This is a genomic window from Pseudomonas sp. CFSAN084952 (genome assembly GCF_009648855.1).
GTDB lineage: Bacteria > Pseudomonadota > Gammaproteobacteria > Pseudomonadales > Pseudomonadaceae > Aquipseudomonas > Aquipseudomonas paracarnis.
Map to the genome: position 1 here is coordinate 5,140,032 of NZ_CP045767.1, position 13,810 is coordinate 5,153,841.

Consider the following 13,810-nt stretch of genomic DNA (forward strand, 5'->3'; position numbering starts at 1 on the left):
TATATCTATAAATCTTATTTATTCATTTGTTTATTCCATAAATACATAAGCGTTTAACCAATCGCCAGGCGAAAAAAAAGGCCGTCGAAACGGCCTGAAAACCCCTGCTGTGTGAGACGGTTTGCAACTTGAAGCCTGTGCTGTTCATGAGGCCGCCATCGCGGGCAAGCCCGGCTCCCACAGGGGAATGCGGTCAACTGTGGGAGCCGGGTTTGCCCGCGATGGCGATATCAGCCTTAACGATTGGGTTGTGGGGTAAGACGCAGGTACGGCTTCACCGCGCGATAGCCCTTGGGAAAGCGTTTCTTGATCTCTTCCTCGTCCTTGAGTGACGGCACGATCACCACTTCATCCCCATCCTGCCAGTTGGCCGGCGTCGCCACCTTGTGGTTGTCGGTCAGTTGCAGCGAGTCGATCACCCGCAGGATTTCATGGAAGTTACGCCCGGTACTGGCCGGGTAGGTGATGGTCAGGCGGATCTTCTTGTTCGGGTTGGCCGTGCCTTCGCGGTTATCGGTGTTGATGTAGAAGTTACGCAGGCCCAGTGTGGCCTTGCTGTCTTCGATGAAACCGGCAGCGCCTGCTTGCTGGGCGATTGCGCCCAACGTTACAGCCACAGCCAAGGTGGACTTCTTCATGTACCGCTCCTCTCATTTCTAATTTTTGTATTTCTTTGGTCTCGGGTCTGACGCCCTCGATCCACAGATGCGCGATTAGCGCCAGATAGTGACCACCAAGTCAATCGTAACCTTGTGTGTCTACTACCTTCGTCTAATCGCAGTTGATTTGGTCCCTGCAGGGTAATGAGTTTTTCATACACCCAAAAAGAATTATTTCATTCTTTTTCATACGATCCAGGAATAAGACTTTCCATGAAGCTGGTCGGTCAGGATAGACGCGCCGCTCCATAAGCTAATTCCTAAAGGGTATTTACTGGTGCTTTTTTAGATCGATTAGTGTTGCCGTACGGTTGCATACGTCACTCACGATCAAAAAGGCGACGCCATCATGGCCAAACGCACATCCTCCCGTCAATTTGTTACAGTTTTTGTATCGCTATTACTTTCTTTTGGTGTCAACGCCGCCGACCTGACGGTGGGCTACCAGACCGGCATCGATCCCAGCAAGGTTCCCCAGGCCGACGGCCTGTACGAAAAAGCCATCGGCGAAAAAATCGCCTGGCGCCGCTTCAACAGCGGGCCAGAGGTAGTCACGGCCATCGCTTCCGGTGATGTACAAATCGGCAATCTCGGCTCCAGCCCGCTCGCGGCGGCGGCCTCGCGCAACCTGCCGATTGTGGCGTTTATCGTATCGGCACAGATCAACGCTTCTGAAGCCCTGGTGGTGCGCAACGGCAGTGGCATCGACAACCCCCAGGACTTGATTGGTAAAACCATCGCCACGCCCTTCGTCTCCACCTCCCATTACAGCCTGCTCGGCGCGCTGAAACACTGGGGGCTGGACACCAAACAAGTCAAAGTGGTGAACCTGCAACCGGCCGAAATCGCCGCCGCCTGGAAGCGTGGCGATATTGATGGGGCTTTTGTGTGGTCACCGGCCCTGGGCGAAATCCGCAAGACCGGAAAAACCCTGACAGACGCGGCGCAGGTGGGCCAATGGGGCGCACCGACGTTTGAGGTGTGGGTGGCGCGCAAGGATTTTGCGCAAAAACATCCTGAGGTAGTGGCCAAGTTCGCCAAAGTTACCCTGGATGCCTTTGCCGACTATGCCGCCCACAAAGACAGCTGGACGGTGGATTCCGAGCCAGTGCAGAAAATCGCCAAATTGACAGGTTCAAATGCCGACGACATTCCGGAACTGTTGGCCGGTACGACGTTTCCGGATGCGCAGGCACAGCAAACCGCTGCGCTGCTCAAGGGCGGCACGGCGAAGGCGATTGAGGAAACGGCGAAGTTCCTGAAGGAACAGGGGAAGGTAGAGACGGTGCTGCCGGATTATTCGGCCTATGTGACCGACAAATTCATCCCACAATAAATACAGTCTTTGGTGGGAGCTGGCTTGCCCGCGATACCAGCAACTCGGTCCTGCAGTTAAACCGAGGCGCCGCTATCGCAGGCAAGCCAGCTCCCACACAGAGCAGTATTCTTTTACAGGGCCTTCTCGAAAATCTTCGAGTTGCGCTGATAGTTGTACAGCGACGCCCGCGCCGACGGCAGGCGGTCCACGCTGCTCGGCACAAAACCGCGTTCGCGGAACCAGTGGGCCGTACGGGTGGTGAGTACAAAGAGGGTTTTCAAGCCCTGGGCGCGTGCCCGGGTCTGGATGCGTTCGAGCAACACATCGCCTCGCGCGCCGTGGCGGTACTCCGGGTTCACTGCCAGGCACGCCAACTCCCCCGCATCCGAATCCGCGATCTGATACAGCGCCGCGCAGGCGATGATCATGCCTTCGCGCTCGACCACGCTGAACTGTTCGATCTCCCGCTCCAGCACTTCCCGCGAACGGCGCACCAGAATGCCCTGCTCTTCCAGCGGGCTGATCAGGTCCAGCAAGCCGCCGACGTCTTCAATCGCCGCTTCGCGCACCAGTTCGAATTGTTCCTGGGCCACCAGCGTACCGCCACCATCGCGGGTGAACAGTTCGGTAAGCAAGGCGCCATCTTCGGCGTAGCTGACGATATGGCTGCGCCCTACTCCACCCCGGCAGGCTTCGGCAGCGGCATCGAGCAGTTCGGCTTGATAGTTGCTGCCCAGGCGTTGCAGGTGCGCGGGTACTTGTTGTGGGCGCAATTCACGCACCAGGCGGCCGTTCTCATCGATCAGACCGGGATCGGCGCCGAACAGCAGCAATTTGTCGGCGCCCAGATCGATGGCGGCGCGGGTGGCGACGTCTTCGCAGGCCAGGTTGAAGATCTCGCCGGTGGGCGAATACCCCAACGGCGACAGCAGCACGATAGAGCGCTCATCCAACAGGCGGTTGATGCCCTTGCGGTCGACCCGGCGCACTTCGCCGGTGTGGTGGTAGTCCACGCCTTCAAGCACGCCGATTGGCCGTGCGGTGACCAGGTTGCCGCTGGCCACGCGCAGGCGCGAGCCCTGCATCGGCGAGGACGCCATGTCCATGGACAAGCGCGCCTCGATGGCAATACGCAGATGGCCCACCGCGTCGATCACACACTCCAGCGTCGCAGCATCGGTGATGCGCAAGCCTTCGTGGTAAGCCGGGGTAAGGCCGCGTGCTTGAAGGCGGGTTTCGATTTGCGGGCGCGAGCCATGCACCAGCACCAGGCGCACACCCAGGCTGTGAAGCAGCACCAGGTCGTGGACGATATTGCCGAAGTTGGGGTGGTCCACACCATCGCCGGGCAGCATGACCACAAAGGTGCAGTCGCGGTGGGCGTTGATGTAGGGCGAAGCGTGACGAAGCCAATTGACGTATTCGGGCATAACACCTGGGCCTGTAATAAAAAGCAGCCAAATAAAGGATCAATCGTGAAAGCGCACAGCGGCTGATGGTTATCGTCGGAACAGGCTTGGCGACACGCTCACTCTCCTTATGTACGAATGGGCAAGGGCAAATTTATGCAGGTTTCAGGCAGTAGTGTTCGATCAGTTCCCGCAATAGACGCACTGTAGGCGTCAAGCGTGACATTTCAAGGTATTCGCCCGGCTGGTGAGCGCAGGCAATGTCGCCAGGCCCGAGCACCAGGGTTTCGCAACCGAGGCGCTGAAGATAAGGCGCTTCGGTGCCGAACGCTACTGCTTCGGCACGATGACCGGTCAAACGTTCCGCCACCCGCACCAACTCGGCGTCTTCGGGCTGCTCAAAGGGGGGGACTTCGGGGAACAACGGCGCATAATCGATCTTGACCTTATGCCGCTCGGCCACGGGTTCGAGCTTCTGGCGAATCGCGGCGCGCAGCACCTCGGGGTCCATGCCCGGCAGGGGGCGCAGGTCGAACTCCAGGGAGCATTGGCCGCAGATGCGGTTGGGGTTGTCGCCGCCGTGAATGCAGCCGAAGTTCATCGTCGGCTGCGGCACGCTGAATTGCGCGTTACGGTACTCGCGCTGCCACGCCAGGCGCAGGCCGCGCAGTTCGCCGATGGCGTCATGCATGGCTTCCAGGGCACTGTGGCCCAGGCTGGGGTCCGACGAGTGGCCGCTGCGCCCGAGGATGTCGATGCGCTCCATCATCACGCCTTTGTGCAAGCGGATAGGCTTGAGCCCGGTCGGCTCGCCGATCACAGCTGCACGACCTAATGGGCGCCCCGCCTCGGCCAGCGCACGGGCACCGGACATAGAGCTTTCCTCATCACAGGTGGCCAGGATCAACAGCGGTTGCTTGAAGGGTTGGTCCAGCAGCGGCAACACCGCGTCGATAACCAGTGCGAAGAACCCCTTCATGTCACAACTGCCCAGCCCTACCCAGCGACCATCGACTTCCGTCAGCTTGAGCGGGTCGGTCTTCCACAGCGCCGCGTCATACGGCACGGTATCGCTATGCCCCGCCAACACCAAGCCACCGGGGCCGCTGCCGAAACTGGCCAACAGGTTGAACTTGCCGGGGCTGACTGGTTGGATATCGATGGCAAAGCCCAGGTCGCCCAGCCAAGCGGCGAGCAGGTCGATCACCGGGCGATTGCTCTGGTCGAGAGACGCCTGGGTGCAGCTCACCGACGGCGCGGCGATCAAGGCGGCGAACTGCTCTTTCATGGACGGTAACGGCATGCGCGGTCTCCCAACTTCCCGGATGAACCTCACTATAGAGGCATCTGCGCAACACAATAAACCGTTGCGGCACGTTGCCGGGCTCAGTCCTGTACACTGCACGACCTTGGCAGCCACACTTTTCCCCGGCTGCGCTCCCGATCCTGGATTTTCCGGCCATGCAGAAAGAAACCGAAATCAAGCTACGCGTCAGCCGCGAAACACTCGCCGCGCTGCGTGAGCACCCGTTACTGAAAAAACGCAACAAAAGTGGCTGGGAACGCCGTGAGTTGATGAACCAGTACTTCGACACCCCCGAGCGTGACCTGGCCCAGGCCAAGGTTGCCCTGCGCCTGCGCAAGGACGGTGACGACATCATCCAGACCCTCAAGACCCGCGGCCAAAGCGTCGCCGGCCTGTCGGAACGCAACGAATACAACTGGGACCTGCCCAAAGCCAAGCTCGACGTGAAGAAACTCGATGGCGAGTGCTGGCCCGAGCAACTGGCCGAGCTGGACAAAAAGACCCTCAAGCCGATCTTCACCACCGACTTCGTGCGTGAACGCGCCGAGATCGCCTGGGGCCGTGGCAAGGCCAAGGTGGTGATCGAAGCCGCCCTGGACCTGGGCCATGTGGTGGTCGGCAAGCAGAAAGAAGAAATCTGCGAGCTGGAACTGGAACTGCGCGAAGGCGAACCGGCGGCCCTGCTGGAACTGGCCGCCGAGCTGGCCGCAACCCTGGCCCTGATGCCGTGCGACATCAGCAAGGCCGAACGCGGCTATCGCCTGTATGACGCCAGCAGCTACTCCCTGAGCCTGCCGGCGCCACAGATCCACGCCGAAATGCCATTGGACGACGCCTTCGCCGCAATCCTGTGGCACCTGCTGGGCAGCAGCCAGCGCCTGGCTGAGCAATACCGCTTCAATGGCCACTGGCGCCTGCTGCAGGACTGGGTCGAGAACCTCGGCGAGTTGCGCGCCCTGATCGGCAGCCTCGGTCAGGCCGCGCCGCGCCAATCCACCAGCGAACTGCGCAGCGCCCTGGATGCGTTGCTGGAAGACTGGCGCCCGCTGGTCCAGGCCGGTGACGACGATGAAGACATTCGCAAAGCCGCGCCCGAGCAGTTCATCGAAGAGCTGCAAGACGTGCGCTGGGGCCTGTTCTCACTCAACCTCTCGCGCTGGCTGCTGGCCCGCACCTGGACGGCCGAGCGTAATGTGCGTGGCAACCGCCAGGGCGCTGCGCAAATCACCAACTGGCTGCCACGCCTGTTGGCTGACGACGCCGTCGCCCTGCAACTGCAGCGCTACCAGCAACAGCCGGAAGATCTGGCCGAGCAACTGCCGCGTATCGAACGCATCCAGGCCTGGCTGCACCATGCGCGCCATGTGGTGGACATTCCTGAGCTGGACCGTTTGTACGGCGAACTGAACAAGCTGGCGCACCTGGCCAACCAGCCGATTACCGATGAATCCCTGGATGCGCGTATGCATCAGGCGATTGCGGTGTATCAGAATCGTGCCTGGAAGACCCTTCTGCGCCTGTAATACCGCTATCGCGGGCAAGCCCGCTCCCACATTTCCTGTGGAAGCGGGCTGCCCGCGATGAGGCCCTCCCTGTCAGCGCAAGACTGGCAGGCTGGTGGTGGACTTGATCTCCGACAGCGCCACAATCGAGTTGACCTCCTGGATCCCCGGCACCATCGACAACTTCTCGAAGAAAAACCGCTCGTACGCCTCGATATCCGAGGTGACGATACGCAGCAGAAAATCCACCGCCCCCATCAGCACGTAGCACTCCAACACTTCCGGAAAACCGCGAATCGCCTCGGTGAACTCAGTGAAATTGGAGCGACCGTGGGCGTTGAGTTTGACCTCGGCGAAAATCTGCGTGTTGAGCCCGATTTTCTTGCGGTCCAGCAGGGTGACCTGGCCGCGGATCACGCCCTCCTCCTTGAGCCGCTGAATACGCCGCCAGCATGGCGACTGCGAAAGGCCGACCTGCTCGGCAATCTGTGCACTGGAGAGCGAGGCATCCTCTTGCAGCAAGGCCAGGATGCGGCGGTCGTAGGCGTCCAACTCACTGTGCATAAAAGTACCCATGAATAGGCTTATCTTGAATTGTTCTGGTCGATTTATCGCGAAACAGGCTTATTTTAGATAAGAAATCTCCCCAGGCGAATGTAAAAATTTCTCCAGTCTAAACTGGAGAGTCAGCATGCATGCCGTCGAAACCGCCTACCCCGCCACCCGCGTCGATGCGTGGGCCGCCAATAGCAGCCACTGCCAGGCGCACTATCGCATCGTCGCCGAGGCTGAACCGGACGTGCTGTGCCGGGTGCTGAACTACTTCGCGCTGCAATTGCTCACGCCCACCCAGGTCAGCATGAACCGGGAAGCCGACCTGCTGAGCATCGATATCGTGATGACCGGCCTGAGCTGGCACCGCGCCCAGGTGATCGGTGAAAAGATTCAAAACCTGATCAGCGTCTGCACCCTGGAACTGTGGTCCGCTGATTCCGAGCGGCCTCAAGCGCTGCCGGCGATGGCGCAGTAAAAACCGGCAATACAAGCGCCAGCAGGATCTTCAGCGGCTGGCTAGCCTGGGATTACCCCCACGCCCCAGGAAAACCTGCATGCCCGTCGCCGCTCACGATCATCTCTTGGAACTGCAGCAATTGTTGCCGGCGCTGGTCGAGCAAGGGTTGATCACGGCGCAGGCGGCGCAAAAGGTAGCGCCAGCGTCCGGCAGCCAGCATCCCTTGGAATGCATCGCAGCCCAGGGCCCTTGTCTGGAGACCTTGATTCAATGGCTGGCCCGGCAGGTCGGCCAGCCTTACCTGCGCATCGACCCATTGAAGATTGATGTGGCGGCCGTGGTGCCCTTGATGTCCCACGCCTTTGCTCAGCGCCACGGCATTCTTGCAGTCGCGGTGGATGCCCACAGCGTGACGGTCGCCAGTGCCCAACCCCATATCACCACTTGGGAAGCCGGGCTGTCCCAGGTACTCAAACGCACGATCAAGCGCGTGGTTGCCAACCCTCAGGATATTCAGCGCTGTATCAACGAGTTTTACCGCTTGGCCAAGTCCGTCAGCGGTGCGGATCAAAAAATGACGGCGCCTGGCAATGTCGACTTGCTCAGCCTCGGCGCCAGCGACAAGGAGCCGGACGCCAACGACGCGCATATCGTCAACATCGTCGACTGGCTGCTGCAATACGCCTTTGGCCAACGAGCCAGCGACATCCATATCGAGCCCTGCCGCGACCAGGGTCGGGTGCGCTTTCGCATTGATGGGCTGCTGCATGACGTCTATCAATTTCCCCCGCAGGTCACCATGGCCGTGGTCAGCCGCCTGAAAAGCCTGGGGCGAATGAACGTGGCCGAAAAACGCAAGCCCCAGGATGGCCGCGTCAAGACCAGGAACCCTGCGGGTGTCGAAGTGGAATTGCGGCTTTCCACCCTCCCCACGGCATTCGGCGAAAAACTGGTGATGCGAATTTTCGACCCACAGGTGCTGCTCAAGGATTTCGACCAGTTGGGTTTGTCCAGCGCCGACCAGCAACGCTGGCACGCCATGACGCGACGCACCCACGGCATCATCCTCGTCACAGGCCCGACCGGCTCAGGCAAGACCAGCACCCTCTACACCACCCTCAGGCAACTGGCGACCCGCGAGGTCAACCTGTGCACGGTGGAAGACCCGATTGAAATGGTCGAGCCGGCCTTCAACCAGATGCAGGTCCAGCACAACATCGACCTCACCTTCGCCAGCGGCATCCGCGCCCTGCTGCGCCAAGACCCGGACATCATCATGATCGGCGAAATCCGCGACCAGGAAACCGCAGAGATGGCTATCCAGGCCGCGCTGACCGGGCACCTGGTGCTCTCGACCCTGCACACCAACGATGCACCCAGTGCCATCAGCCGTCTGCAGGAACTGGGCATTGCTCACTATTTGATCAAAGCCACGCTCATAGGTGTGATGGCGCAGCGCCTGGTGCGGCTTCTGTGCAGCCACTGCAAGCACCCCGCGGGCCTGGAGGACGATGGCGGCTACGAAGCTGTCGGCTGTGCACACTGCCGTGACAGCGGTTATCGAGGCCGGGCCGGACTGTATGAAATCATGCTCATGGACTCGGCACTCCAGGCGCTGGTCACTCCAGGCGCGGACGTACAAGCCCTGCGCCGTGGGGCACTGGCGCAGGGCATGAGCAGCCTGCGCATGGCCGGCATCGAGAAAGTGAAGGCCGGGCTGACCACGATGACGGAGGTGTTGCGGGTCACGCCAGGGGATTCAGAAACAAATCCTTTGTTTGTTGGGCCATGAAACCGTCCTTATCCGTGACCAGACCGTTACAATCGGCCTAATGTCATTCACTGACACCTTCAGATAGGGAATCGCTATGCAGATCGGAACCGTACTGCTTCTTTTCGTGGGCTTGGCCATCGCCATCCTGTTCATGGGGTTCAAAGTGGTGCCCCAGGGCTACCAATGGACCGTCGAGCGTTTCGGCCGCTACACCAACACCCTCAAGCCCGGCCTGAATATCATCATCCCGGTCATGGACCGCATCGGTCGCAAGATCAACGTGATGGAAAGCGTGCTGGATATCCCGCCTCAAGAAGTCATCACCGCCGACAATGCCACCGTGCAGATCGATGCCGTGTGCTTCTTCCAGGTGGTCAACACCGCCCAGGCCGCCTATGAGGTCAACAACCTCGAACATGCTATCCGCAACCTGCTGCAGACCAATATCCGTACCGTACTCGGCTCCATGGAACTGGACGCCATGCTGAGCCAGCGCGACGGCATCAACGAAAAACTCCTGCGCACCGTGGATGAAGCCACTGCGCCATGGGGCATCAAGATCACTCGTATCGAGATCAAGGATATCAGCCCGCCTGCCGACCTGATGGCCGCCATGTCCGGCCAAATGAAAGCCGAACGGATCAAGCGTGCACAGATCCTCGAAGCCGAAGGCCTGCGGGCGTCGGCGATCCTGACAGCGGAAGGCAAAAAGCAGGCGCAAATCCTTGAAGCCGAAGGCAGCCGCCAGGCAGCGTTCCTGGAATCCGAGGCCCGCGAGCGCCAGGCCGAAGCCGAAGCGCGGGCGACACAAGTGGTGTCCGAAGCCATTGCGTCGGGCAACGTGCAAGCGGTGAACTACTTCGTCGCGCAAAAATACATCGACGCCCTGGGCAAACTCGCCTCGGCCAACAACAGCAAGGTCATCCTGATGCCGCTGGAAGCCAGCCAGGTGATTGGCGCCGTGGGCGGTATCGGCGAAATCGTCAAGGCAACCTTCGGCAACCAGAAAGGCTGAGGCCAACACCATGTGGGACTTTTTGCTGCATTTGTCGTTTTGGGACTGGTTAGCCCTAGGCACCGTGCTGTTGATTCTCGAGGTGTTCGGTGCCGGAGGCTACCTGCTCTGGATGGGCATCGCCGCCGCAGCCGTGGGCGTGATCAAGTTCCTGTTCCCGCCGCTGGGGCTGGAATGGCAACTGCTGCTGTTTGCGGTGTTGTCGATACTGACCGCCGTGTACTGGTGGAAACGCCAACGCAGCAGTGCCAAGGCCAGCGATCAACCGGGGTTGAACGAGCGCGGTTCAGAGTTGGTCGGGCGCACTTTCGTGGTGCATCAAGCCATAGTGGATGGCCGCGGCAAGGTCAAAGTCGGCGATGGCGTGTGGATGGTCACCGGTGCAGACGCCCCCGTGGGCGCTCAAGTCCGCGTGGTTGGGCAGGATGGGGTGATTTTAAAGGTTGAAACTGTTTAGTCAGTGATGGAACTGGATCGGGTTAACTACAATCAAAACGTACAGATAACCCACCGGAGTCACCCATCATGCGTCTCAAATATGCTGTCGCAACCCTCGCTGTGCTTTCCCTACCTGTCGGCTCAGCCATGGCCGATAGCTTCTGGCGTAATGTCATCTCGTCGGGCGCCACCACTGGCTCGACTTACCTGACGTTCAAGGACCACAAGCTGGTGGTCGCCGCCCAGGACGACGCAGGCAGCTTCGTCGCCAGCGACGGCGGCATTCGCGGCCCGTACCTGGAAGCGGCCATGCAGAAGGTCCGCGCCGACAACCCTGGCCTCCAAGCCACCGACATGGAACTGGCTAACGCCATCCTGGCGAAGAATGCTGTAACCGAGTAACAACTGCCCTCATAAAAAATGCCGCTTTTTCAAGCGGCATTTTTTTGCCTGCTGCATGACGAATCGTTCATGGATGACAGGCTATATTCAGTCTCAGCGTGCAACCATGCCCTACTGACACGTCTATTTTTCATTGCCTACCTGAAACGGATGCCTTCTTCGTCATGAGCCAACAGCCCTTCCTGCCGTTTTCCAAACCGACCATTGATGAAGCCACCATCGCGGCGGTCGGCGATGTTCTGCGTTCCGGCTGGATCACCAGCGGGCCAAAGGTGCAGGCGTTCGAAGCACAGTTGTCAGACTATTTTGGCGGACGTCCGGTGCGCACCTTCAACTCGGGCACCTGCACCATGGAGATCGCCTTGCGCATCGCCGGGATCGGGCCTGGGGATGAAGTCATCACCACGCCAATCTCCTGGGTTGCCACGGCCAACGTGATTCTCGAAGTGGGCGCCACTCCCGTCTTCGCCGACATCGACCCGGTGACGCGCAATATCGACCTGGCCCAGGTGGAAGCCGCCATTACTCCGCGCACCAAGGCGATCATCCCGGTGTACCTGGCCGGCTTGCCCCTGGATATGCCGATGCTCTACGCGCTGGCCAACAAGTACAACCTGCGCATTGTCGAAGATGCTGCCCAGGCCCTGGGGTCCAGCTGGGATGGAGAACGCATCGGCGCAACTGGCGACTTCGTGTCCTTCAGCTTCCAGGCGAACAAGAACATTACGTCGTCCGAAGGCGGCTGCCTGGTGTTGAACAATGCCGAGGAGGCCCGTCTGGCAGAGAAGTACCGCCTGCAAGGCGTCACCCGCAGCGGCTTCGATGGCCTGGATGTGGATGTGCTGGGTGGCAAGTTCAACATGACCGACATTGCCGCCGCCATCGGCCTGGGGCAATTTGCGCACATCGAGAAAATCACCGCCCATCGTCAGAACCTGGCACGGCACTACTTCAAATGCTTCGGCAGCAATTTCGAAGCCCAATACGGCGCGCAACTGCCGCCGGCCGACTTCGAAAACAGCAACTGGCACCTGTTCCAACTGGTATTGCCGGAGCGCCAGGATGGCCTGCCAGCCCGTGCGACGTTCATGGAGCAGATGCAGGCCCACGGCGTGGGTATCGGCTATCACTACCCGCCGATCCACCTGCTGAGCCTCTATCGGGCACAGGGTTTCAAGGAAGGCATGTTCCCGGTGGCCGAACGTGTTGGGCGTTTGATCGTGTCGTTGCCGATGTTCACGGCGATGACGGAGGCGGATGTGGAGCGGGCTGTAGCGGCGGTTAAAGCCGTACTGAAAAAAGACTGATCACAACAAATCAACTGTGGGAGCTGGCTTGCCTGCGATGCTGGCACCTCGGTGTATCGGTGATACCCAGGTGATCCAATCGCAGGCGAGCCAGCTCCCACATTGAGGTGTGCTGTTGCAGCTGTTGCGTTTATTCGCCGATGACGGCTTTGTAGCCGGCGGCATCCAGCAGTTTGTCCAGCTCGGCCTTGTCGCTTGGCTTGAGCTTGAAGATCCAGGCGCCGTACGGGTCAGAGTTCAACAGCTCAGGACTGCCACCCAATTCTTCGTTGACGGCAAGCACTTCGCCCGCAATCGGCGAGTAGATATCCGAAGCGGCCTTGACCGACTCCACCACGCCCGCCTGGTCTTGAGCGGCAAACACCTTGCCCACTTCGGTCAGTTCAACAAACACCACATCACCCAAAGCTTCCTGTGCATGGTCGGAGATCCCGACGGTCACGGTGCCGTCAGCTTCCAGACGGGCCCATTCGTGACTTTCGGCAAAACGCAGGTCGGCAGGGATATTGCTCATAGTCTGTGTCCTCAAGATGAAATGTCAGCGGCCATTGGCCTGCCGGAATTGGTTAGATCAGGGTTTTGCCATGACGCACGAAGGTCGGCTTGACCACTCGAACCGGATACCACTTGCCGCGGATTTCCACTTCGGCCCGGTCGGCAGTCGCCGTCGGCACACGCGCCAGCGCAATGGATTTGCTTAGCGTAGGCGAGAAACTACCACTGGTGATCTCTCCTTCGCCAACATTGGCGATACGAACCACTTGGTGAGCACGCAGCACACCACGCTCTTCAAGGACGAGCCCGACCAGTTTGAACTGCACGCCGGCTGCTTTTTCTGCTTCCAGCGCAGCGCGGCCAATGAAGTTACGCTCGACAGGTTCCCAGGCGATGCTCCAGGCCATGTTGGCCGCCAGCGGCGAGACGGCCTGGTGAATATCCTGGCCATACAGGTTCATGCCGGCCTCCAGGCGCAAGGTATCGCGCGCACCGAGGCCGATGGGGGAAATGCCAGCGCCCACCAGGTCGTTGAAAAAGCCCGGTGCCTGATCGGCCGGCAGCACGATTTCGAGGCCGTCTTCGCCGGTATAGCCGGTGCGGGCGATATACCAGTCGCCATCGGCCCGGCCTTCGAACGGTTTGAGCTGATGGATCAGGATGCCACGGGACTGGGTCACCAGTTCGGCGATTTTCTGCCGGGCGTGGGGGCCTTGGATGGCGAGCATGGCCAACTCGGAGCGCTCATGCAGTTGCACTGAGTAGCTGCCCAGTTGCGCCTGCATCCAGGCCATGTCCTGATCGCGCGTGGCGGCGTTGACCACCAGGCGGTAACCGGTTTCGGTGCGGTAGACGATCATGTCGTCCACCACCCCGCCCTGCTCGTTGAGCATGGCGCTGTATAACGCACGGCCACAGCCGTGCAGTCGGTCGACATCATTAGCCAGCAGGTACTGGAGCCATTCCTTGGCCTGGGGGCCGGTGACATCGATCACGGTCATATGAGATACATCGAAGACCCCGCAGTCGCGTCGCACCTGGTGGTGTTCTTCAACTTGCGAGCCGTAATGCAAAGGCATATCCCAACCGCCAAAATCGACCATTTTCGCGCCGAGGGCGAGATGCAGGTCATACAGAGGCGTACGCTGTCCCATGGGTTTCTCCTTCCGGGCT

Annotated in this window: 13 protein-coding genes and 2 pseudogenes; 8 read left to right on the forward strand and 7 right to left on the reverse strand. The window is 60.0% G+C overall.

The genetic code is table 11. The features are described from left to right. Positions 1-236: 236 nt before the first annotated feature. Positions 237-491 (reverse strand): annotated as a pseudogene (locus GH769_RS29215) (peroxidase); the annotation flags it as partial. Beyond that, positions 480-638: pseudogene (locus tag GH769_RS29220) on the reverse strand (OprD family outer membrane porin); the annotation flags it as partial. The pseudogenes GH769_RS29215 and GH769_RS29220, both read right to left, overlap by 12 nt. Positions 639-1,008: 370 nt before the next feature. Here GH769_RS29220 and tauA point away from each other — a divergent pair. Next, the gene (gene tauA / locus GH769_RS23500) at positions 1,009-1,995 is read left to right on the forward strand and encodes a taurine ABC transporter substrate-binding protein (protein ID WP_019817785.1); all 987 of its coding nucleotides are present in this window, start codon (positions 1,009-1,011) and stop codon (positions 1,993-1,995) included. Between the two features lie 113 nt (positions 1,996-2,108). Here the strand turns inward: tauA and argA are convergent, their stop codons facing one another. Continuing rightward, positions 2,109-3,407, reverse strand: coding sequence for an amino-acid N-acetyltransferase (argA, locus tag GH769_RS23505; RefSeq protein WP_014720395.1), 1,299 nt, complete (start codon positions 3,405-3,407; stop codon positions 2,109-2,111). 133 nt (positions 3,408-3,540) lie between these two features. Next, a complete protein-coding gene (argE, locus tag GH769_RS23510) occupies positions 3,541-4,689 on the reverse strand; it encodes an acetylornithine deacetylase (RefSeq protein WP_014720396.1) in 1,149 nt (382 codons plus the stop codon). Between the two features lie 158 nt (positions 4,690-4,847). Here argE and GH769_RS23515 point away from each other — a divergent pair, with 158 nt between their 5' ends. Next, positions 4,848-6,215: an inorganic triphosphatase gene (locus tag GH769_RS23515; protein WP_020301821.1), complete on the forward strand. Its 1,368-nt coding sequence runs from the start codon at positions 4,848-4,850 to the stop codon at positions 6,213-6,215. Positions 6,216-6,287: 72 nt separating this feature from the next. Here GH769_RS23515 and GH769_RS23520 read toward each other — a convergent pair whose 3' ends face one another. Next, a complete protein-coding gene (locus GH769_RS23520) occupies positions 6,288-6,758 on the reverse strand; it encodes an Lrp/AsnC family transcriptional regulator (protein WP_003195279.1) in 471 nt (156 codons plus the stop codon). A gap of 127 nt (positions 6,759-6,885) precedes the next feature. Here GH769_RS23520 and GH769_RS23525 point away from each other — a divergent pair, with 127 nt between their 5' ends. The 6 genes from GH769_RS23525 (at position 6,886) to GH769_RS23550 (ending at position 12,142) form a co-directional block, all read left to right on the forward strand. Further along, positions 6,886-7,224: a hypothetical protein gene (locus GH769_RS23525; RefSeq protein WP_032902253.1), complete on the forward strand. Its 339-nt coding sequence runs from the start codon at positions 6,886-6,888 to the stop codon at positions 7,222-7,224. A gap of 79 nt (positions 7,225-7,303) precedes the next feature. After that, complete coding sequence (locus GH769_RS23530; protein WP_032902252.1) at positions 7,304-8,998, forward strand: GspE/PulE family protein; 1,695 nt, start codon at positions 7,304-7,306, stop codon at positions 8,996-8,998. Between the two features lie 76 nt (positions 8,999-9,074). Further along, entirely contained in the window at positions 9,075-9,995 is a 921-nt protein-coding gene (locus GH769_RS23535; RefSeq protein ID WP_003195285.1) for an SPFH domain-containing protein, read from the forward strand. A 10-nt stretch (positions 9,996-10,005) separates the two neighbouring features. Then, positions 10,006-10,452, forward strand: a complete 447-nt coding sequence (locus tag GH769_RS23540; protein ID WP_014720400.1) for an NfeD family protein — start codon at positions 10,006-10,008, stop codon at positions 10,450-10,452. A gap of 68 nt (positions 10,453-10,520) precedes the next feature. Beyond that, a complete protein-coding gene (locus tag GH769_RS23545; RefSeq protein ID WP_003176799.1) occupies positions 10,521-10,835 on the forward strand; it encodes a DUF2388 domain-containing protein in 315 nt (104 codons plus the stop codon). A 164-nt stretch (positions 10,836-10,999) separates the two neighbouring features. Then, entirely contained in the window at positions 11,000-12,142 is a 1,143-nt protein-coding gene (locus GH769_RS23550; protein ID WP_014720401.1) for a DegT/DnrJ/EryC1/StrS aminotransferase family protein, read from the forward strand. 130 nt (positions 12,143-12,272) lie between these two features. Here the strand turns inward: GH769_RS23550 and gcvH are convergent, their stop codons facing one another. Together gcvH and gcvT are read right to left on the reverse strand one after the other, a co-directional pair. After that, the gene (gene gcvH / locus GH769_RS23555) at positions 12,273-12,656 is read right to left on the reverse strand and encodes a glycine cleavage system protein GcvH (RefSeq protein ID WP_014720402.1); all 384 of its coding nucleotides are present in this window, start codon (positions 12,654-12,656) and stop codon (positions 12,273-12,275) included. 52 nt (positions 12,657-12,708) lie between these two features. After that, a complete protein-coding gene (gene gcvT / locus GH769_RS23560) occupies positions 12,709-13,791 on the reverse strand; it encodes a glycine cleavage system aminomethyltransferase GcvT (protein ID WP_003195295.1) in 1,083 nt (360 codons plus the stop codon). Positions 13,792-13,810 lie beyond the last annotated feature (19 nt).